This is a genomic window from Hymenobacter daecheongensis DSM 21074 (assembly GCF_900141805.1).
Lineage (GTDB): Bacteria > Bacteroidota > Bacteroidia > Cytophagales > Hymenobacteraceae > Hymenobacter > Hymenobacter daecheongensis.
This window is the reverse complement of sequence record NZ_FQYN01000007.1, coordinates 149,083-168,641: the sequence shown is the minus strand read 5'-3', so window position 1 is coordinate 168,641 and position 19,559 is coordinate 149,083. Positions and strand designations below refer to the sequence as shown.

The 19,559-nt window shown below is 62.6% G+C and carries 17 protein-coding genes; 7 read left to right on the top strand and 10 right to left on the bottom strand.

The genetic code is table 11. The annotated features are described in order from the left end of the window. Positions 1-14: 14 nt before the first annotated feature. The 3 genes from BUB62_RS14480 to BUB62_RS14470 form a co-directional block, all read right to left on the bottom strand. Positions 15-1,445 carry an SBBP repeat-containing protein gene (locus tag BUB62_RS14480; RefSeq protein WP_073111238.1) on the bottom strand — a complete coding sequence of 477 codons (1,431 nt, stop codon included), beginning with the start codon at positions 1,443-1,445 and terminating at the stop codon, positions 15-17. Positions 1,446-2,541: 1,096 nt separating this feature from the next. Then, positions 2,542-4,278 carry a catalase gene (locus tag BUB62_RS14475; protein ID WP_084539083.1) on the bottom strand — a complete coding sequence of 579 codons (1,737 nt, stop codon included), beginning with the start codon at positions 4,276-4,278 and terminating at the stop codon, positions 2,542-2,544. Positions 4,279-4,350: 72 nt separating this feature from the next. Further along, complete coding sequence (locus BUB62_RS14470; RefSeq protein WP_073111236.1) at positions 4,351-4,749, bottom strand: DUF4259 domain-containing protein; 399 nt, start codon at positions 4,747-4,749, stop codon at positions 4,351-4,353. A gap of 15 nt (positions 4,750-4,764) precedes the next feature. On the opposite strand from BUB62_RS14470, the gene BUB62_RS14465 reads away from it, so the two are divergent. Next, positions 4,765-5,322, top strand: a complete 558-nt coding sequence (locus BUB62_RS14465) for a hypothetical protein (RefSeq protein WP_073111234.1) — start codon at positions 4,765-4,767, stop codon at positions 5,320-5,322. Between the two features lie 14 nt (positions 5,323-5,336). On the opposite strand, the gene BUB62_RS14460 is transcribed toward BUB62_RS14465, so the two are convergent. From BUB62_RS14460 to sdaAB, 5 genes are all read right to left on the bottom strand, one after another. Next, positions 5,337-5,765 carry an EamA family transporter gene (locus tag BUB62_RS14460; protein ID WP_073111232.1) on the bottom strand — a complete coding sequence of 143 codons (429 nt, stop codon included), beginning with the start codon at positions 5,763-5,765 and terminating at the stop codon, positions 5,337-5,339. 166 nt (positions 5,766-5,931) lie between these two features. Next, positions 5,932-6,921 carry an NAD(P)H-dependent glycerol-3-phosphate dehydrogenase gene (locus BUB62_RS14455; RefSeq protein ID WP_084539082.1) on the bottom strand — a complete coding sequence of 330 codons (990 nt, stop codon included), beginning with the start codon at positions 6,919-6,921 and terminating at the stop codon, positions 5,932-5,934. Positions 6,922-7,128: 207 nt separating this feature from the next. Then, entirely contained in the window at positions 7,129-8,538 is a 1,410-nt protein-coding gene (locus BUB62_RS14450; protein WP_073111230.1) for an efflux RND transporter periplasmic adaptor subunit, read from the bottom strand. A 120-nt stretch (positions 8,539-8,658) separates the two neighbouring features. Then, complete coding sequence (locus BUB62_RS14445; protein ID WP_084539081.1) at positions 8,659-10,203, bottom strand: TolC family protein; 1,545 nt, start codon at positions 10,201-10,203, stop codon at positions 8,659-8,661. Positions 10,204-10,228: 25 nt separating this feature from the next. Beyond that, on the bottom strand, positions 10,229-10,909 hold the full coding sequence (gene sdaAB, locus BUB62_RS14440; RefSeq protein ID WP_073111228.1) for an L-serine ammonia-lyase, iron-sulfur-dependent subunit beta: 681 nt from the start codon (positions 10,907-10,909) through the stop codon (positions 10,229-10,231). Positions 10,910-11,092: 183 nt separating this feature from the next. Here sdaAB and BUB62_RS14435 point away from each other — a divergent pair, with 183 nt between their 5' ends. Beyond that, complete coding sequence (locus BUB62_RS14435) at positions 11,093-12,103, top strand: tryptophan 2,3-dioxygenase family protein (protein ID WP_234988750.1); 1,011 nt, start codon at positions 11,093-11,095, stop codon at positions 12,101-12,103. A 266-nt stretch (positions 12,104-12,369) separates the two neighbouring features. Here the strand turns inward: BUB62_RS14435 and BUB62_RS14430 are convergent, their stop codons facing one another. Next, a complete protein-coding gene (locus tag BUB62_RS14430) occupies positions 12,370-12,903 on the bottom strand; it encodes a DUF2911 domain-containing protein (RefSeq protein ID WP_073111227.1) in 534 nt (177 codons plus the stop codon). A 112-nt stretch (positions 12,904-13,015) separates the two neighbouring features. Beyond that, complete coding sequence (locus tag BUB62_RS14425) at positions 13,016-14,335, bottom strand: MFS transporter (RefSeq protein ID WP_073111225.1); 1,320 nt, start codon at positions 14,333-14,335, stop codon at positions 13,016-13,018. 202 nt (positions 14,336-14,537) lie between these two features. Here BUB62_RS14425 and BUB62_RS14420 point away from each other — a divergent pair, with 202 nt between their 5' ends. The 5 genes from BUB62_RS14420 to BUB62_RS14400 all read left to right on the top strand — a co-directional run bounded on the left by BUB62_RS14420 (position 14,538) and on the right by BUB62_RS14400 (position 19,489). Next, positions 14,538-16,103, top strand: a complete 1,566-nt coding sequence (locus BUB62_RS14420; RefSeq protein WP_073111223.1) for an NAD(P)/FAD-dependent oxidoreductase — start codon at positions 14,538-14,540, stop codon at positions 16,101-16,103. Positions 16,104-16,232: 129 nt separating this feature from the next. Next, entirely contained in the window at positions 16,233-16,592 is a 360-nt protein-coding gene (locus BUB62_RS14415; protein ID WP_073111221.1) for a CoA-binding protein, read from the top strand. Positions 16,593-16,878: 286 nt separating this feature from the next. After that, positions 16,879-17,457, top strand: a complete 579-nt coding sequence (locus BUB62_RS14410) for an RNA polymerase sigma factor (RefSeq protein ID WP_073111219.1) — start codon at positions 16,879-16,881, stop codon at positions 17,455-17,457. Continuing rightward, positions 17,438-18,343, top strand: coding sequence for a hypothetical protein (locus BUB62_RS14405; RefSeq protein WP_073111217.1), 906 nt, complete (start codon positions 17,438-17,440; stop codon positions 18,341-18,343). The genes BUB62_RS14410 and BUB62_RS14405 overlap by 20 nt, the downstream gene beginning before the upstream one ends. A 21-nt stretch (positions 18,344-18,364) precedes the next feature. Further along, positions 18,365-19,489, top strand: a complete 1,125-nt coding sequence (locus tag BUB62_RS14400; RefSeq protein WP_084539080.1) for a porin family protein — start codon at positions 18,365-18,367, stop codon at positions 19,487-19,489. The last annotated feature ends 70 nt before the right edge of the window (positions 19,490-19,559 follow it).

Sequence of the window (19,559 nt, the reverse complement as noted above, 5' to 3'; positions counted from 1 at the left end):
AAGCCAAAGTTGAGCTACCGCACCTGAACCAGGTGCCGCTCGTGGATAAATTCTCCTTCCAACGTCACCCAGTAAGTACCGCGCTGCCAGTCGCGCACTTCCAGCGTGAGGCCGGCTGTATCCAGCATACGCGTCAGCACGGGCTTGCCGAGGGCGGTGTATACCGTTAGCTTGAGCGGGCCCGTGACCTGCTCCAGGCCGCCGATGCGCAACTCATCCACCGCTGGATTTGGGTACAAAGAAATCCGTTCGGCGGGCATTCCTGGTAGAAGCTTCCCGGATACAACGGGCTTCACGCTGACCCAGAACCCACTGGCCGGACTGCTCGGCCCCACTAACACAAAGGGCCCGAAGGTGCTACCCAGCTGAAAATTACCGGTCCAATATGCTGCCGCGTCGTCCGGCCGCAACGCTACATCGGAAGCACCACTATTGCCTGCTCCACCAGAGGTTACGCTCCACTGATACGTACCATTGGGCGCGTGCGAAGCCAGCAGCGAATAGCGAACGGGAGCCTCGGCACCCCACGCCGCCACCACGCGGGCACCATTCGCGGCCACTTTTACAAAGGTGTTGGTGTAGCCGAACGCCAGAGAAGTGAAACCCAGGGGCTTGATCCAGAGTACGTCGCCGGTGGCAGCATTATAGCGCGCCAGATAGCCAGTCAGATTGGGGCCTGCTGTAAGGCCATAGCTCCCGAATAGCTCCATGCCTTTGAAGGTACCGCCCACGTAGCAGGCCCCTCCCCTCACCGCCAGACCGCTGCCGCGCGAAACGTGGCTGAAAAGCGACCCCACCACCGCGGCTTTACTGGCTTTCAACCAGACGGCGGCCCCACTGCCGGGATCCAGCCGCGCCACGAAGGTTTGGCTGATAGTAGCGCTATTGGGCAAGGACAAACCGCCCAGTTCCATGGCCGTACTAAAAAAGCCGGTGGCATAGCAGCCACTCCCATCTACGGCTAGCTCCTGCACGCTGGAGCCCCACAGGCCCCCATCATTGTCGCAGAGGCGCACCCAGAGGGCGGCCCCCGCGGTGGTGTAAGCAGCCACGTAGCCGGAGCGTCGCTCGGCCAGGACGCTGAGCGGGGCAAAAGACATAGTGCCGCCGCCCAGACGCCCACCTATGTAGAACACTGAGCCCCCGGGCCTCATGGCAATGGTTTCGCCGGTTGAGTAATCACCGCTGCTGCCCACGCTGCGGCTCCAGACGGTAGTACCGTTGGTGGCCCGGCAACGCAGTACCAGCACCGCCGCGAAAATCGGGGACGCCACGACGCTGGTAGGGCCGGTATTTACCGTCAGCGTACCCGTGCATGAGCCAACTACGTACAGGCCCCCGCGGTTGTCGACGGTAATACTGGCACCGTGTGCCGTGGCTCCGGAGCCGCCCACCTGCCGGGCCCACCGCAGGTTGCCAACGGAATCGAGGCGGGCAAGGAACACATCTGTTCGTCCGGCGGGAACCAGAGCAACGTTACCACTAGGGTAAGGCGAGGTGAAGCTGATTTGCGAAGAAAAGCTGCCCGTCACGAAGGTGTCGCGGCTGCCAGGGTCGGCTACTACACTGGTTACCGCTACTTCTCTCAGAGCCCGGGCCGCCGCCCAGCCTATTTGACCCAAACCGGGAAGCGTTGCACCGAACACACAACACAGCGTAAGCAGGAGATTTTTCATTGCATTAGATGAAAGGTTAAACCAATACCCAGGCCCAGACCGGGGTAAAATTGAGCTGCACTTTCCTTCGATACGTCAGGCTTTCAGCAAGAAAACTCCCCAAAGAACAGGGTAGCGCCAGGCCGCTGCCGCACCAGCACCTGCACCTGCACCTGATGTCTTTCGTGGGAACGTGGGCCTTCCAGCGACACCCAATAGGTGCCACGCGGCCAGCTGTGCACATCCAGCAGGAAGCCTCAATTCCTGTTTCCCGCGTCAGCACGGGCTTGCCAAATGCGGTATAAACCGTCAGTTTCAGCGGCCCAACAGCAGCGTTGAGGCCGGTGATATGGCGCTCATTCATCGCCGGACTAGGATAGACGGCGAACTGCGATGACTCCGCCGACTTCTGAGCCGTTATGCTCAGCCTCACCAAAAAGCCATGTGTAACGCTGCTTGGCCTTCACAAAGTATTCGGCCCGAAGCCGCAGGATCCCTCAAAACTACCGGCCCAGCTCACAAGGCTGGGGCCGCCCAAAATCACATCGAAAACCCTGTTGCTGCCCGGCTCAGGTCACTATCATCACCACAGATCACCCTCACCAGCGACACAGATTAGGTTAAATATATAAATGATAAACAATATTACATATCACATATATATGTGTGGCCCGGTCAAGGCACAGGCCGGTTAATGCAGGTGGGCATGTTGAAAAATACCGTAGATGGAATGCTTCGTTGCAATGCTGACCAAACAAAGTGGAAGAGATGCTTTGACCTCACTCGGCATGACCAGATGACAATTTATTAAGCAGGTTGTCTATAAGCAAAAAAAGGCCAACGGAACGTCCGTTGGCCTTTTTCACATAGCATTTACGCGCTACGGCTAGTATGGCTTGGCATCGTGGGCCATTTCTTCGGCTTTCTGCGCGGGGGCGTTAGTGCCGTTCTGGTGGCCATTGGTGTGGCCATTGGCCGCGGCGGGGCGCACGCGGCCGCCCATATAGCGGCTGGTGGCGGCGCTGGGGTCTTTGGCCACGTTGTCGAGGCTGGTGCGCAGGCGCTGACCGTACTCGGCATCGCACTTGCTGAACAGCTCCACCATGCGGTCCTGAATTTCCGGGGTGGCGGCGCTCAGCGCGTCGGTCAGGTTGTTGATCAGGTCCTGCTTTTCGGTGTCGTTGTGCAGGCGCCACCGCTCGCCGGCCTGCTTGAAGTCCATGTCGCCGCGGCGGTCGATTTTCTGGCGCATCAGGCGGGCGCGGTACTCGGGCTCGTGGTCGGCACCGGCGCGGGGGCTTTCGGTAAGGCCGTTGAGCGAGCTGGGCTCGTAGTTCACGTGCGGATTCTGGTTAGGGGCCGTGTCCACGTGGTAGGTCATCTGGCCGTCGCGCTGGTTGGTGGCTACGTGCTTTTTGGGCGCGTTGATGGGCAGCTGCAGGTAGTTGGGGCCCACGCGGTAGCGCTGCGTATCGGAGTAGGAGAACGTGCGGCCCTGCAGCATCTTGTCGTCGGAGAAGTCGAGGCCATCGACCAGTACGCCGGTGCCGAAAGCCACCTGCTCCACCTCGGCGAAGTAGTTTTCGGGGTTGCGGTTCAGCGTCATCATGCCCACGGGCAGGTGCGGAAACTGATCCTCGGGCCAGAGCTTGGTATCGTCGAGCGGGTCGAAATCCAGTTCCGGGTGGTCGTCGTCGCTCATCAGCTGCACGCGCAGCTCCCAGCGCGGGAAGTTGCCCTGCGCAATGGCTTCGTACAGATCCTGGGTGGCATGGTTGAAGTTCTTGGCCTGAATGGCTTCGGCTTCGGGCTGGGTCAGGTTTTTTACGCCCTGCTGGGGCTCCCAGTGGTATTTTACCAGCGTGCCCACGCCGTCCTGGTTCACCCATTTATAGGTGTTCACGCCCGAGCCCTGCATCTGGCGGTAGTTGGCCGGAATGCCCCAAGGCGAAAACAGAAACGTGAGCATGTGCAGCGACTCCGGCGTGTTGCTCATAAAGTCGAAGATGCGGCCGCCGTCCTGCCGGTTGGTCACCGGGTCGGGCTTCAGCGAATGCACCATATCCGGAAACTTCATGGCATCCCGAATGAAGAACACCTTCAGGTTGTTGCCCACCAGGTCCCAGTTGCCGTCTTCGGTGTAGAATTTGGTGGCGAAGCCGCGCGGGTCGCGCAGGGTTTCGGGCGAGTGGCCGCCGTGAATCACGCTGGAAAAGCGTACAAATACCGGCGTCTGCTTGCCCTTCTGGCTGAACAGCTTGGCGCGGGTATACTTGCCGATGGGCTCGGTGCCCACCGTGCCGTAGGCCTCAAACACTCCGTGCGCCCCGGCCCCGCGGGCGTGCACCACTCGCTCCGGAATCCGCTCCCGGTCGAAGTGGCTGATTTTCTCAATCAGCTGGTAGTTTTCCAGCGTGGCCGGCCCGCGGTTGCCGATGGTGCGCGTGTTCTGATTGTCGTAGATCGGGTGCCCCTGGCGGGTGGTCAGGGTCTGGGCCTGTTCGCCGGCCGCGGTGCGCGGGTCGTGCGAGGTGCCGGCGCCGGTGATGGCCGTGCCGGTGCCGTTTCCGCCGGTTTCCTGGTCGCCGGCGGCGGCGTTCTGAGCATTCGGATCTTTTTGCATTAGCTTTTGCAGATAATGGTGGACTCCCGTAAAGTACTCATAAGTCGGCGAATTGTTTAACGCTGCCCGCGCTTATGCCAGCCGCTTCAGCAGCTCCTGCTGCTCGTTCAGCCAGTCATTGAGCGTGCTGCTGGCCGCCGCCTGCGCCCGCGGCTCCGAGTCCTGGGCTACGGCCGTCACGGCCTGCGTGGCCAGCTCCTGCAATTCCTCCAGGTCGCTGATATTCAAGGCCTTTAGCTGCTTGAGCAGGTCGGTGGGGAAGTGGGCGAAGGGCTGGCCGGCCAGGGCCGCTACTATTTCGGCAGCGGCCAGCGCCGGACCGGCCACCTCGGCTTCCAGATACTCGCCGTCGGCCTCGGCGGCCGGAGCCAGGGCTTCAAGCAGCGCCACTTCGCCGGGAAAATCCGTGAAATCGGCCAGGAAGTCGGCGGCCGAATCATCGTCAAAATTGCTGTTGCCTAAGGTGCTCATCGCGCAAAAATTCAGGTGGAAGAAATGGATCAGGTGGCAGTATACGCCAATACGGCCTCTGGCGGCGCAGCGCGGGTCAGCAGCGTTATTTTTCAGCGCGTTATCGGGCAGCAGCGTGTATATTTGCAGCTTAGCCCCGCCCCCATGCTGCCCGTAAAGAGACTTTTGAAGCGCTTGCCCAAAGCCGATGTATTTACCAAGCAGGTCCAGACCGAATTGCGCCAGCAGCTGCGGGCAGTTGGTACGCTGTCGGAGACTTGCCAGGAAACGGTGGCCGAGCAGCTGTCGGCCTGCGTGCCGCTGCTGCTGAGCTACCACCCCACCCGCGTCAGCGGCTGGCAGGACAAAGTATCGCACGGGGCGCACCTGATTATCAACTTCCGCAACGACAGCCAGCTCACGGTGGCCGAGTATTGCCCCGCCAAAGATGCCGCCCCCGACGCGGCCGATACGCGCATCTTCATTCACCGGCGCGGCACGCTGCAGTCGTACATTGCCTGCCACCACACCAAGCTGCAGGCCGCGCTGCACCGCACCCTGCCCGCCCTGGCGGCCGACAAGCAGGCAGCCTAAGCAGCCGGGCGGCGCTAGTGTCCCCGCGCCAGCAGGCCGATACCTACCACAATTAGCAGCAGGCCCAGAGCCTGCGGCAGCGTGAGGGCCTCGCGCAGCAGCACCAGTCCCAGCACCGCCGTGAGCAGTACCGAGCCGCCCACAATCACCGGCGTGCCCACCGAGGAAGGCACGCCCCGGCTGAACACCACGAACGTCAGAATCTCGGCCAGCCCCACGCCCACCCCGGCCAGCGCGGCCAGCAACAGGCCTTTGTTGGTGATGGGCAGCGGCTGCCCATGCAGCCTGAGCCGCAGGAGCCAAAGCCCGCCCAACAGGGCTGCTACCAATTGCAGCACCACCGCGCCCACGGCTGCCGGCAGCTGGTCGGCGGCCAGCTTGATGAAGAAGTTGTAGAGCGCCAGGCACAAAGCTGTGAGCAGGGCGAGCAGAATCCAGGACATGAATAGTATTTTATGGGCAACGGTACTGTCATCCTGAGCAGAGCGAAGGACCTTATGCCAGTTGGACGAGTCGTTATTGCGCTTGTCGTTCAACTGACACAAGGTCCTTCGCTCTGCTCAGGATGACAGATCCTTTGGCAACGTTAGCCGTTCTGTAATGCTGCTATTATCTAAACTTCTCCTTCAGAATCTCAATCTCCACGGCCGGCGAAATCTTCTCGTAGAGAATATGATACGCCGCCGTAGCAATGGGCATGGGCACTTTCAGCTCCTTGTTCAGCTCATAAATGCTTTTCACGGCGTAGTAGCCCTCGGCCACCATGTTCATTTCCAGCTGCGCCGATTTCACCGAGTAGCCCCGCCCGATCATGCTGCCGAAGGTGCGGTTGCGCGAAAACTGCGAGTAGGCCGTCACCAGCAAGTCACCGAGGTAGGCGGAGCCCGACAGGTCGCGGGGCTGGGGGTTCATCGCGTGCACGAAGCGGCGCATCTCCTGCACCGCGTTGCTCACCAGCACGGCCTGGAAGTTGTCGCCGTAGCCCAGACCGTGGGCGATGCCGCAGGTAAGGGCAATGATGTTTTTCATCACGGCGAAGTACTCGATGCCGTCGAGGTCGGCCATGGGGTGCGCCTTCACGTAGCGGTTGCGCAGCAGCAGGCTGAAATCCTCGGCCAGCTGGTGATCGGGCGAGCCGATGGTGAGGTAGCTCTGCTTTTCGAGGGCTACTTCCTCGGCGTGGCAGGGCCCGGCCACAATGCCCAGCTGCGTGTGCGGCAGCCGAAACCGCTCGGCCACGTAGTCCGTCACCAGCACGTTTTTGCCCGGAATCATGCCCTTAATGGCCGAGATGATGCGCTTGTTCTTCAGCGCGTCGCGGTCCAGCTTATCCAGGGCGCTCTGCACGAAGGCGGCGGGCACGGCCAGCACCAGCCAGTCGGCTTCCTTCACCACTTCCTCCAGGTCGGTGGAGGGCACTACGCGGGTCAGGTCGAAGGCCACCGAGGACAGGTAGCGGCGGTTGTGGCGGGTGCTGCGCAGGTGCTGCACGTCGTCTTTGCTGCGCAGCCACCAGCCCACGCGGGCCCCGTTTTCCGATAATATCTTGGTGAGGGCAGTGGCCCAGGAGCCGCCGCCAATCATGGCTATTTTTTCCAATGGGATGCGTAGTCTAGTGTCATGACGCGCGAAGCGCGGCCATCCGGGCGGTCAAATGTGTACAGTTTCCTCTACAGATAAGCCCCTGACGGGTACGTACGTCAAGGGCTTATTGGTTTAATCAGGCTTGCCGCAGTGCCCAGGACGGATTGCTTCGCGCTGCTCGCAATGACAGGCTGGCTGGTCTTTCCTGCAACGGCCAGAGCCTTACTTATCTTCTTCCGGGGCTTCTTTCAGGGCGGCTTTGTTGATGGTTTTGGCATCCTTCACCACCACCATCGTGCCGTCTTTCAGGGTTTTGGCCACGGCCCGGAACGGCCCGCTCACCACCTGCTCGCCGGCCTGCAGGCCGCTGAGAATCTCGATGTTGTCGAAGTCGCTGATGCCGGTTTTGACGGGCGTCAGCACGGCTTTGCCGTTGCGAATCACGAAGACCACTTCCTGCACGTCGAGCTTGGGGCCGGCCTTGTCGTCGGCTTCCTTGGGGGCCGAGGAGCCGCGGCTGACGCGCACCACGCCGCCTTTTTTCTCGTCTTCTTTATTGGCGGTACTGTCGGAGCGGGTGGTCACGGCGGCCAGCGGCACGCTCAGCACGTTGCTCTTGCGGTCCGTAATCACGTCGATGGAGGCCGTCATGCCGGGGCGGAAGGGCACGATGGAGCGGCCCCGCACCGTGCGCTGCAGGTGCCGGTACGACTCGGGCAGCAGCCGGATGCGCACCTCAAACTCGGTTACGGCCTCGGCCGTCAGCGCGTCTTTGGCCGTGTTGGCAATGCTGGTCACCACGCCCCGGAATTTCTCGTCCTTGCTGGCGTAGGAGTCCACCTCCACGATGGCCGAGTCACCGAGGTCCACGTTGATGATGTCGTTTTCATTCACGCTCACCCGCACTTCCATCGAGTTCAGGTTGGCAATGCGCATGATTTCGGTGCCCGCCATCTGCGAAGTACCCACCACCCGCTCGCCTTTCTTCACATTGAGCTTGCTGATGGTGCCGCTCACGGGGGCGTAGATGGTGGTTTTATTGAGGTTTTTGCGGGCTTCTTCCAGCGAGGCCTGGGCGCTCTGCACGTTGCTCTGCGCCGCCCGGATGCTCTGGCGGGCTGAGTTGATTTCCTCCTGCGAGGCCTCGTAGGCTGCCTTGCTGGCCTCGTAGTCGGCCTGCGAAATCACCTTCTGCTTGTAGAGCGAGGCGTTGCGGCGGAAGCTCAGCTCGGTTTGCTTGGCGCTGGCCAGCAGCTGCTGCAGGCGGGCCTGGGTCTGGCCCACGTTGGCCCGCTGCGTGCCCACCGAGGCCGACTGCATGTTCACCATGGCCTGGTAGTTATCGGGCCGGATGCGCAGCAGCAGCTGGCCTTTCTTCACGGAGTCGCCTTCCTGCACGTAGAGCTGCGTGATTTCGCCCGATACGTCGGGCGAGATTTTCACCTCCGTTTCGGGCTGCACTTTGCCCGAGGCACTCACCTTCTCCACGATGTTGGCCGGCGCGGCCTTCGAGGCAATGACCTCCGTGCCGGCCGGCTGGCCAACCCAGCCCTGCTTTTTCGCCACGAAAAAGCCAATCAGGGAAAGCCCCAGCACGGCCAGCAGAATGTAGAGTAAGCGGTTGTTCTTCATTGGGGTTTTAGGGTCTTGGGAGCTTAGTTATTGGGGACTAGGGGGCTTGACTGTTGGGGTCTTAGGGGCTTGTATATTGGAGGCCGGTCGTTCGACGAAAACCAAGCTCCCAAGCCCCCCCTACAGCGCCAGCGGCTTGCCCTGGTAGAAGTCGAGGACTTTGCGGCGGAAGATGAACTGGTATTTGGCCTGAATCATGTCGGACTCGGCGGCCGTGAGGTTGTTGCGGGCAATGTTGAAGTCGGTGCCGTTGAGCAGGCCGTTGTTGAAGCGGATTTCGGCGTTACGGAACGACGTGGTCAGGGCCTCTACCTGGCGGGCGCTGGCGGCATAGCGCCGCTGGGCGGCCAGCGCGTCGGCGTAGCTCTGCTGAATGGTCTGGCGCAGCTGCACCCGCACTTGGTCGGCCTGCAGCTCGCTCTGCGCCAGGCTCACGCGGGCCCGCTGCTCGCCCACACGGCTTTGCAGGCCGTTGAGAATCGGAATATTGAGGTTGAACTGCAGGAACTCGCCGCGGTTGTCGCGCAGCTGGTCAATAAACCGGTACTCCAGCTTGTCGAAGGCGGGCTGGAGCAGCACAAACGAAGTTGGCAGATACTGGCCCGGTGTGGTGGGGCTGGCTTGCAGCACCGGCACCGTCTGGAATTTCTCGGGATTGAGAATCTGCTGGCTGCGCGCCGATGTGAAACCCGTCTGCACGCCGCCGGATACCGTCAGGCGCGGATAGTAGGCCCCGCGGGCAATTTCGATGCCGCGCTGGGCACTCTGCACGCGCAGCTCAGCGGCCCGCACTTCGGGCTGGCGCTGGCGGGCCTGCTCATACGTCTCGTTGGGGTCGGGCAAGCGGCCTTCGGCCTCAAAGCTGGCCGGATCGGGCAGCGCGGGCGTGATAATCTCAAAGCTGGCGGCGGCGGGCGTGGCCGGGTCCAGATTCAGCAGCTGCAGCAGCGTAAGGCGGGCCAGGTCGCGCTGGTTCTGGGCCGTTACGAGGGTACTTTCCTCGCCGGCCAGCTGGGCGCGGCTGTCGAGCACGTTGCCTTCGGCCACGGAACCGGCCTTGAGCAGCTTCTCACTGCGCGACACCTGCGCCTGCACGGTGGCCATGCGCGCCTCCGAAGCCCGAATCAGCTCCTGGGCCAGCAGCAGTTGCAGATACGAGGAGGCCACGTTCAGCGACAAGTCGTTGCGGGCCTTCTCGATGTCGGCCTGCGCGGCCTGCGTTTGCAGCACGCCCTGCTTCACCGTGTTGCGCAGCTGAAAGCCGGCAAACAAGGTAGCCTGGGCGCTGGCCGAAAAGTTGTTGGACCGCACGTTCAGCTGCTGGAACTGGTTGGTGAACGGGTCGCGGTTGGTGCCGAAGTTGAAGTTTTGGGTAGCATTGAGGCCGGCCGTGGGCAGCAGCGCCGCGCGGTTCAGCCGCTGAATGGCTTCCTGCTGGCGGGCGTTCAGCTCCGTCTGGCGCACGGTCAGGTTGTTGCTGAGCGCAAAGTCGACGGCCTGCTGGAGCGTGAGCGGGCCGGTCGGCACCGGCTTGGTCAGGGCCGAGCCGAGCGGCTGCGCGGGCATCGTTTGCTGGGCCGCGGCGGGTAGCACGCTGGCCGCTACCAGCAGCGGGCCGACGCTGGCAGCGGCCAGCCGGGCAAGCGGAGTACGGGTTGTTTTCATGGCCGGAAAGGTCGCCTCAGAAGGCTTAGTCGATGTTGGGAATGTAGATGACGCGGTGAACCCAGCTGAGCTGGCGCAGGTAGTCCAGAGTTATTTCCCGCAGGCCCGAGTCCATTTCGATAAACTGCCGGGCCGCGTCGTTTTTGCCCTTGCGGCTCACAAACATGGTGGCAATGTTGCAGTCGTCGTGGGCAATGACGGAGGCGATGAAGGCAATGGAGCCCGTACGGTCGTCGGCATCCACGATGAGCGTGTGCAGCGAGGCCGAAAAGTCGGCCGGAAAGCCGTCGACCTCCACAATGCGAATCACGCCCCCGCCCCGGCTCTGCCCAATGACCTCCACGGCGTGGCCCGTGCGCTCGTCGCGCAGCTGCAGTCGGATGGTGTTCGGGTGCATGGTGCTGGCATTGCCCACGCTCTGAAATACGTACTCTAGGCCGGCCTCTTTGGCGTGGTCGAATGCTTCGCGGATGCGCTTGTCGTCGGTGGCCATGCCCAGCAGGCCGGCCACGATGGCGCGGTCGGAGCCGTGGCCCTCGTAGGTGCGGGCGAAGGAGTTGTAGAACGTGACGGTGGCATGCGTGGGCAAAGAGCCCAGGATGCGGATGGCGGCGCTGGCAATGCGAACCACGCCCGCGGTGTGCGAGGAGCTGGGCCCAATCATCACCGGTCCGATCATATCGAAAATACTGCTTTTCTCGGCCATAAGACGGGCTAAAAGTAGGAACTTCGGCCGGGAAACCAACTGCCACGCCGACTTTGCGCCGCCAGCTCCGTACGCGCCGGGGGGCGCTGCCACGCCCAAAGATGCACGGGCCGGCCACGACGTTGCCTGCGGCTGGCACAATCGACGGGTTTTTCGTTCCTTAGGGGTCCCATTTCCACCCAAATGGCCTTTGCCTCCGCCCCAAACCACCCACCCATGCCCCACTCGCAGGACGAATTTTCGCCCGCCGTGCTCGACCAGCTCCGCCGTCTGCAGCAGAAGTATGCCGCTGACGGTCAGGACCTGGCCGGCTACCTCGAAGGACTTTTCTACGCCGACTACGTCAACTACTGGGACTACATTGAGCTGGACACGCTGCTGAGCCTGCAGCGCCCGCTCACCCAGATTCCCGACGAGCGGATTTTTATCATGTACCACCAGATTACGGAGCTGTATTTCAAGCTTTGCCTCTGCGAATACGAGCAGATCGGGGCGCTGAAAGAGCCGACCGTGGGCGAGCTGGTGCTGCGCGTGGGCCGCATCAACCGCTACTTCGAGAACCTGATCGACTCGTTCGACGTGATGGTGGATGGCATGGACAAGCAGCAGTTTCTGCAGTTCCGCATGGCCCTGATGCCGGCCTCGGGCTTCCAGAGCGTGCAGTACCGCATGATCGAAATTGCCAGCACCGACCTGAATAACCTGCTCAATCAGGAAAAGCGCCGCCTGCTGGGCGAGGCCGCCGCCCACGACGAGCTGATGGGCTGCATCTACTGGAAAGCCGGGGCCACTATTGAAGAAACCGGCGCCAAGGCCCTCACCCTCATTCAGTTCGAGGAAAAATACAGCCAGCAGCTCACCCAGCACGCCGCCGCCTACCAAGATAAGAACGTGTGGAGCACCGTGCAGCGCCTGCCCGAAGAGGACCGCCAGCACCCGCGCCTGCTGCGCCAGCTCAAGCAGCTCGATGTGAACGTGAACGTGAACTGGCCCCTGATGCACTACAAATCGGCGGTGCGCTACCTGGAGCGCGACCCCACGGCCCTGGCCGCCACCGGCGGCACCAACTGGAAGAAGTACCTGCCTCCCAAGTTCCAGAAGCGCATTTTCTACCCCAAACTCTGGACGGAGCAGGACCTGGCCGAGTGGGGTAAGGGCTGGGTGGAGAGTATTCTGGAAGAGGCGCGGGCGTAGGGCTCAAAGGAATACCAGACTACCGTTGCGCCAGTAGCTGTTGCCAGAATAGCGAAAATCCGTTTCGCGCTAGTGATGCTAGCATTAGAAACAGCCGCAGCGCGGCGGCAGGTTTGTAGCCGATGCGAAGCAATAAAAGGGAAAGCCGCGTAGCGGTGACAGAAGCACCCAAGCATTTCTGTCACCGCTACGCGGCTTTTCGCATGTTCCGGCAGTTCTTAGCTACAAACCTGCCGCCGCTACGCGGCTTTTCTGTTTAGGACAGGCTACTTCACCATAAAGCTCGCCTGCGTATTTTCCCACATCAGATTCACTTTGCCCGATTTATCAGCTGTAATCGTGAACTGCTCGACCGGCGCGGCCGTCTTCTGGGCTTTCACTTTCACGCGCAGCGCGTCCTGCTTCTGGTCGTATTCGTAAGCGCCCCACTGGTTGGCGGTTTTGTTGAAGATGATGGTCCACTCGGTGGCCGAGGGGATGGTGAACAGGGCGTATTTGCCGGCAGGCAGGGCCTGGCCTTCTATTTTCACGGCTTTGTCCACGCTGAAAGTGGTGGCTTCGTTGGCTCCGGTGCGCCACACGGCGTTGTAGGGCACCAGCTCGCCGCCGAACACCTTGCGGCCCTTCACCGAGGGGCGGCTGTAGTCGATGGTGACGGTGGTGGTGCCTACCGTCGTGGTCACGGTAGCGGGCGGGCTCGGGCGCTTCGATTTGTCCTCAGGCATCTTTTTGTCCTGGGCGTACGTGTGGCCAGCGAGCAAGAGCAGGGCGGCAAACAGGAAGCGGGCGGGGTTTCGCATGGAAGTGGGGCTTGAGCGTGAATGGTTTGGTTGAAAAGATGAAAGCGCGGGGTTTGTTTTCGCCCCGCTCCGCAGAAGACGCTAACCGGGCGGCCCCGTTGCATTGCCCGGCTCAGCGGCTTTCGTCGTCGAGGCGAGAAGTTTGCTGAGTGTCGTTCATGCGCAGGTACACGACCAGCGAAATGGCCGCGCAAGCCGTCACGTACCAGTAGTACCAGCTTTCCACGCCGTGGGCTTTGGCCTGCAGGGCCACGTATTCGGCCGAGCCGCCGAAAATGGCCACCGTGAGGGCGTAGGGCAAGCCCACGCCCAGCGCCCGGATGTGGGTCGGAAACAGCTCGGCCTTCACAATGGCATTGATGGACGTGTAGCCGCTGACGATAATCAGCCCAAGCAGCAGCAGCCCGAACGCCGTCCAGGCATCGTGGGTGCGGGCCAGCAGCGTGAGCAGCGGCACCGTGCCCAGCGTTGCCCCCACCCCAAAAAACAGCAGCACCGGCCGCCGCCCCACCCTATCGGACACGGCCCCCAGCACCGGCTGCAGCCCGATGGTGACAGCCAGCGCCCCGAACGAAATCAGGGTGGCCGCATCCTTGCTGAAACCGGCGGTATTCACCAGAAATTTCTGGGCGTAGGTGGTGAAGGTATAGAAGGCAATGGTGCCGCCCAGCGTCATGCCCACCACCGTCAGCACTTCGCGCGGGTAGCGCAGCAGCGTGCGCAGCTGGCCCGAGGCGGGCTTTTCCGGGCCGGCCAAACCGGTAGTCTGCTGCGCAAAGGCTTCGGTTTCGGTCATGCTGCGGCGCAGGTACAGGGCCGATACGGCCGCCACCGCGCCTAGCGCGAATGGTATGCGCCAGCCCCAGGCATACAGCTGGGCCGGGCTGAGCACGCGCTGCAGGCCTAGCTGCACCAGCAGCGCCAAAAGCTGCCCGGCAATGAGCGTGACGTATTGAAAGCTGGAGTAGAAGCCCCGGTTTTTGGCATCTGCCATTTCGCTCAAATACGTGGCTGAGGTGCCATATTCGCCGCCCACGCTCAGGCCCTGCGTCAGCCGCGCCACCACCAATAGTATGGGCGCGGCCACCCCAATGCTTTCGTAGGAGGGCGTGAGGGCAATGAGCAGCGAGCCGGCGCACATCAGCAGCACTGAAAGCAGCAGGGCGGCTTTGCGGCCGTGGCGGTCGGCGTAGGTGCCCAGCAGCCAGCCGCCGAGCGGGCGCATCAGAAAGCCCACCGCGAAGATGGCGGCCGTGTTCAGCAGCTGGGCCGTGAGGTTGCCTTTGGGAAAGAACGAGGGCGCGAAATACAGCGCGAAAGCCGAGTACACGTACCAGTCGTACCACTCCACCAGGTTGCCAATGGAGCCGCTGACGATGGAGCGCAGGCGGGCAGCGGGCGAGTGGCGGGGAGCAGTAGAAGGTGAGAGCATAAGAACAAACTGTAATGAGAAACCAGACGGGCCACCCGGTCCGGGCAGCATAGCCGGCCCGCAATGGTAGTGAGTTCCCGGTAAAGCCACCGGCCGGCCGCCCCGGCACCGGCTTCCCAATCCAGCGCCGCCGCCGTATCTTTGCCGCTTCCCCAAAAAAACCAGCTTCCGGTTTAAAGGCTCGACACCTTTCGCCTCTTTTATGTCCAAGCAAGAAATAGAAGTGCTGCTTCCGCCCGAAGTAGCCTACGACGAATTTGCCCGCTACCGGGCCCTGCTGGCTGCCGCCGGCCTCGAGCCCGGCGCGGCCGACTTCGTGCACCTGCGCAAGCGCAGCATTGATGCGCGCGGCCGCCAGCCCTTGGTGCGCCTGCGGGCCGACATCTGGCTCACCCCGCCCCCGGCCGACACGTTCGGGCCCTGGTTTCAGTACGCCGATGTAAGTCGGGCGCGGCGCTCGGTCATTATTGTAGGCGCGGGGCCGGCGGGGCTGTTTGCGGCCCTGCGCTGCATCGAGCTGGGGCTGAAACCCATCGTGCTGGAGCGCGGCAAAGACGTGCGCACCCGCCGCCGCGATTTGGCGGCCCTTAATAAGGAGCACGTCGTGAACCCCGATTCCAACTACTGCTTCGGCGAGGGCGGCGCGGGCACCTACTCCGACGGCAAGCTCTACACCCGCGCCACCAAGCGCGGCGATATTCAGCGCATTCTGCGCCTGCTGGTGCAACACGGCGCCACCCCGGATATTCTGGTGGATGCCCACCCCCACATTGGCACCAACAAGCTGCCCTCCGTGGTGGCCGCCCTGCGTGACACCATTCGGGCCGCCGGCGGCGAGGTGCGCTTTGATACGCGGGTAGACGACCTGATACTGGCACAAAACCACCTGCGCGGCGTGGTCACGGCCGCTGGCAAGGCCCTGGAGGCCGATGCCGTGATTCTGGCCACCGGCCACTCGGCCCGCGACATATATGAGCTGCTGCACCGCCGCGGGGTGCGCATCGAGGCCAAGCCGTTTGCTTTGGGCGTGCGCGTGGAGCATCCGCAGCAGCTGATTGATCAGGCCCAGTACCGGCTGCAGGACCGCGGGCCGCTGCCGGCGGCTTCGTACGCGCTGGTGCACCAAACGCAGTGGCAGGGCCGGCAGCGGGGCGTGTTTTCGTTCTGTATGTGTCCCGGCGGCTTCATCGTGCCGGCGGCCACCGCGCCCGGCGAGGTGGTGGTGAACGGCATGAGCCCCAGCCGCCGCGACTCGCGCTTCGCCAACTCCGGCATCGTGACGGCCATTGAGCTGGAAGACATGGACCTGGCGCAGCACGGCGAGTTGGCCGGCCTGCGCCTGCAGCAGCAGCTGGAGCAGCGGGCCTGCGCCCTGGCCGGCCACACTCAGCGCGCCCCCGCCCAGCGCCTCGGCGACTTTTTGAAAGGCACTGTTTCCTCCGAATTGCTGGAAACCAGCTACCAGCCCGGCCTTGTTTCGGTAGATATGGAGCGGGTGCTGGGCCCCGGCCTGGCCGAGCGCCTGCGCCAGGGCTTCCGCGACTTCGGCCGTAAAATCCCCGGCTACGTCACCAACGCGGCCCAGATTGTGGGCGTGGAAAGCCGCACCTCGGCCCCCGTCCGCATTCCCCGCGACCGGGACACGCTGGAGCACCCGGAGATTAAGGGCCTGTTTCCCTGCGGTGAGGGCGCGGGCTTTGCCGGCGGCATCGTGTCGGCGGCCATGGATGGCGAGCGGTGCGCGGAGGCAGTGTTGGCGCTATTTTAGTTTTTGATTGTTGATTTTTTGCCGGCATTATCCGTTTAAGCCAGAAGCCGGTCCACCAGCGGAGGCGATGCTCAGGGATTCGGGCGGCCGGGCGGGCCATAAGTCAAAAATGATCAACACTACACCAGCATGAAGAAAACCTTAGTTCTCGGGGCCAGCGACAATCCGGCCCGCTACTCTTTCCGCGCCGTGCACCAGCTCAAGCAGCACGGCCACGAGGTGGTGCCCGTGGGCATTCGCAAAGGCCAGGTGGCTGGCCTTCCTATTCACACCGACCGCCCTACTGAAACCGGCATTGACACCGTGACGCTGTATGTAGGCCCTCAGAACCAGCCCGCCTGGTACGACTACATTCTGGATCTGCAGCCCAAGCGCATCATTTTCAACCCCGGCACCGAAAATCCGGAGCTGGAGCGCCTGGCCCAGCAGCGCGGCATCCGCACCGAGGAGGCCTGCACGCTGGTGATGCTGTCGGTGGGAAATTATTAGCACGAGGCGAAACCCCTGTCATTGCGAGGAGGCACGACGAAGCAATCCGTCCTCTGAAATGTAGCAAGCTCTTTTTCAGCACGAAGCCCTGATGTAGCGCATATGTCAGGGCTTTTTGTTTAATCAAGGCTTGGCTCGTTGTCCAGGACGGATTGCTTCGCTTTGCTCGCAATGACAGAGCTTTACTTATTTTTAACAATTCTTCCCGCCGCAGGCAACCCGCCGGCTTCTTTCGGCATCTACCCCGCCATACCGCCTTCTATCCTTCGATTATACCCGTACGCCCGTGACTGACGCCGACCTCATCGCTGCTTGCCGCCAGGGGAGCGTGCGTGCCCAAAAACAGCTGTATGAGCAGTTTTCGGGCATGATGTTCGGCGTGTGTCTGCGGTATCTGCGCCGCCGCGAAGACGCGGAGGAAGTGATGCTGGGCGGGTTTGCCAAAGTGTTCCGGGCCCTGGATCAATACCGGCACGAGGGCAGCTTCGAGGGCTGGATCCGGCGCATTATGGTGAACGAGGCCCTGGGTCAGCTCCGGCGCAAGGAGCCCCTGCACCTAGCCATCGACGACTCGCACACCGAGCTGGCCGTGACGCCGGCCGAAGCCGAAAGCCAGCTCAACGCGGCCGATTTGCTGGCCCTGCTGGCCGAGCTGCCCGCCGGGTATCGCACCGTTTTCAATATGTACGCCGTAGAGGGCTTCTCGCACGCCGAAATTGCCGGGATGCTGGGCATTTCGGAAGGCACTTCCAAATCGCAGCTCAGTAAAGCCCGCGCCATGCTGCAGCGCCGCCTCGCGGCGGCCAGCTTGAGCGCTTCTCCCACCCCCGAACCGAAAGAATATTATGCAACCGGAAGATATTGATAAGCTGTTTCGCGACCAGCTGCGCGAACACGCCCCCGCTCCGCCCGCCTACCTCTGGAACCAGCTGGAAGCCGAGCTGCAGCCCGCCAAAAAGCGCCCGGCCATGTGGCTATATGCCGCCGCGGCCGTGGTGGCCCTGCTGCTGGTAGCCGGCGGCGGCTGGCTCTGGCAGCGGCCCGGCACTGGCACTCTAGAAGGCACAGTGGCCACTAGCAGCACCAGCGCCCCAACTGCCAAAGACCCGCGCACTACTACTGAAGCCCCTATTTCTGAAAAATCTTCCGTAGCCCAGGCAACCCCAACCATTAAGGCTCCATCTAACCCCACAGAAGCCAATCGGGCTGAAAAGATGGTGGCGGCGGCAACGCCCGAAGCTCTGGCAACAACCCAACGTCCGGCTGCGCACCGGGCCGCCGTTGTGCCCGGGCAGCCAGGCGAAACCCGTGCCGCAACCGGGCGGCAACAGGTGGCCCGCGCTACGGCGGTGCCCCGCCCCCGCCGTAGCGCGGCAGCGGAAAAGCAGCTACTGCCTGAAACCAGCCAGGCTCTGGCTACCACGGCGCAACCGGAGCGCCCGGTAGTGGCCGAAAAGGTGCCGGCGGCGCTGCCTAAGCCACCGGCCCCCGCCGTGGCCACCACCACGCCGGCCCCCACCGGCACCATTGAAATAGAAGTGCGGCGCGGCAGCGCCGGCCAGGCCGTAGCGCTGGCCACCGCCGCCGATGCGCCGGAATCCGTTGACGAGCAGCAGCACCGGCTGGTAGGCCGGCTGCTGCGCAAGGCCGGCAACGCCGCCCTGCGCGAAGTGCGCGAAAAAGTAGAGGTGCCGGTGCTCACGGTCAACGTGCTGAACCACTCGCTTTCTACCAAAGACATTCAACTCTAAGCTTTCCAATTCCCTTCCGTCATGAAACGTCTCTCCTCGCTGCTGGCAGTGGCTCTGCTGACAGTTATGGCCGCGCCTTGCCGTGTGCAGGCCGCCACCCGCCCCTCGCTCAACGACGACACCATCATGGTGAAGCTGCCCAACCAGGCCACCATGACGCTGGTTACCAAGAACAAAGCCCAGCTCAGGCAGCTGCGCACCTACCATCTCGACTCGCTGATGATCCTGCTGGATAAGTACATCGCGCAAGCCGAGGCCGCCAGCCAGAACGCCGACAACAAGGCCGTGACGATGGAATTCTACCCCGACAAAGACCACCCCGGCACCAATGCCCCTGAGCAGGTGCGCATCACGGTGCGGGCCGAAGACGCTAAGTCGACGACCAAGGGCAACCGCTTCATTAAAGTATCGGTGGGCGACGATGAGAAGGGCGAGACGGTGAAGATTAACCTCGGCGACAGCGCCAGCGACTCGGCCCGAACGGCCAAAAGCAAGCGCAAGCGCGAGGAAAATGCCAACAAGACCGTGCACAGCAACTTCAACGTGGACCTGGGCCTGAACGCGCTGGTGAACCGCAGCCCCTGGCGCGACATCAGCGGGCAGGAGCAAACCTTCGACCTGAAGCCTCTGGGCTCGCGCTACGTGGCTCTCACCTACCACTACGATATTCGGGTGGGCGGCAAAGGCAGCCCGTTCCACCTCATCACGGGCCCCGAGCTGGCGTTCAACAACTATATGTTTGAGAAAAACCGCCGCCTGACCGCCACCGACACCCGCACCGACATTCTGCGCGAGCCGATACTGGGCCTGGAGAAAAGTAAGCTGGCCGTGACGACCATCAACCTGCCGCTGCTGGCCGAGCTGAGCTTCCGCGACAAGAAGGGCAACAAAGCCTTCCGCATCGGGGGCGGCGGCTATGCGGGCTACCGCCTGAGCAGCCACACCAAAATCAAGTACGAAAGCGAAGGCACCACCCGCAAAGACAAGGACCGCGGCTCGTTCAATTTGGAAGACTTCCAGTACGGCCTGCAGGGCGGCATCGGGGTCCACGGCGTCGATCTGTTCGTGAAATACGGCCTAAACGACTTGTTCAAGGACAACCGCGGCCCCAAAGGCCAGACCATCAGCTTCGGGGTTTCGATATAGCCCCCGACTGAGTGCAGCCCTCAAAAACAGAAAGCCCCGGCAGCCAAAGTGGCGGCCGGGGCTTTCTGTT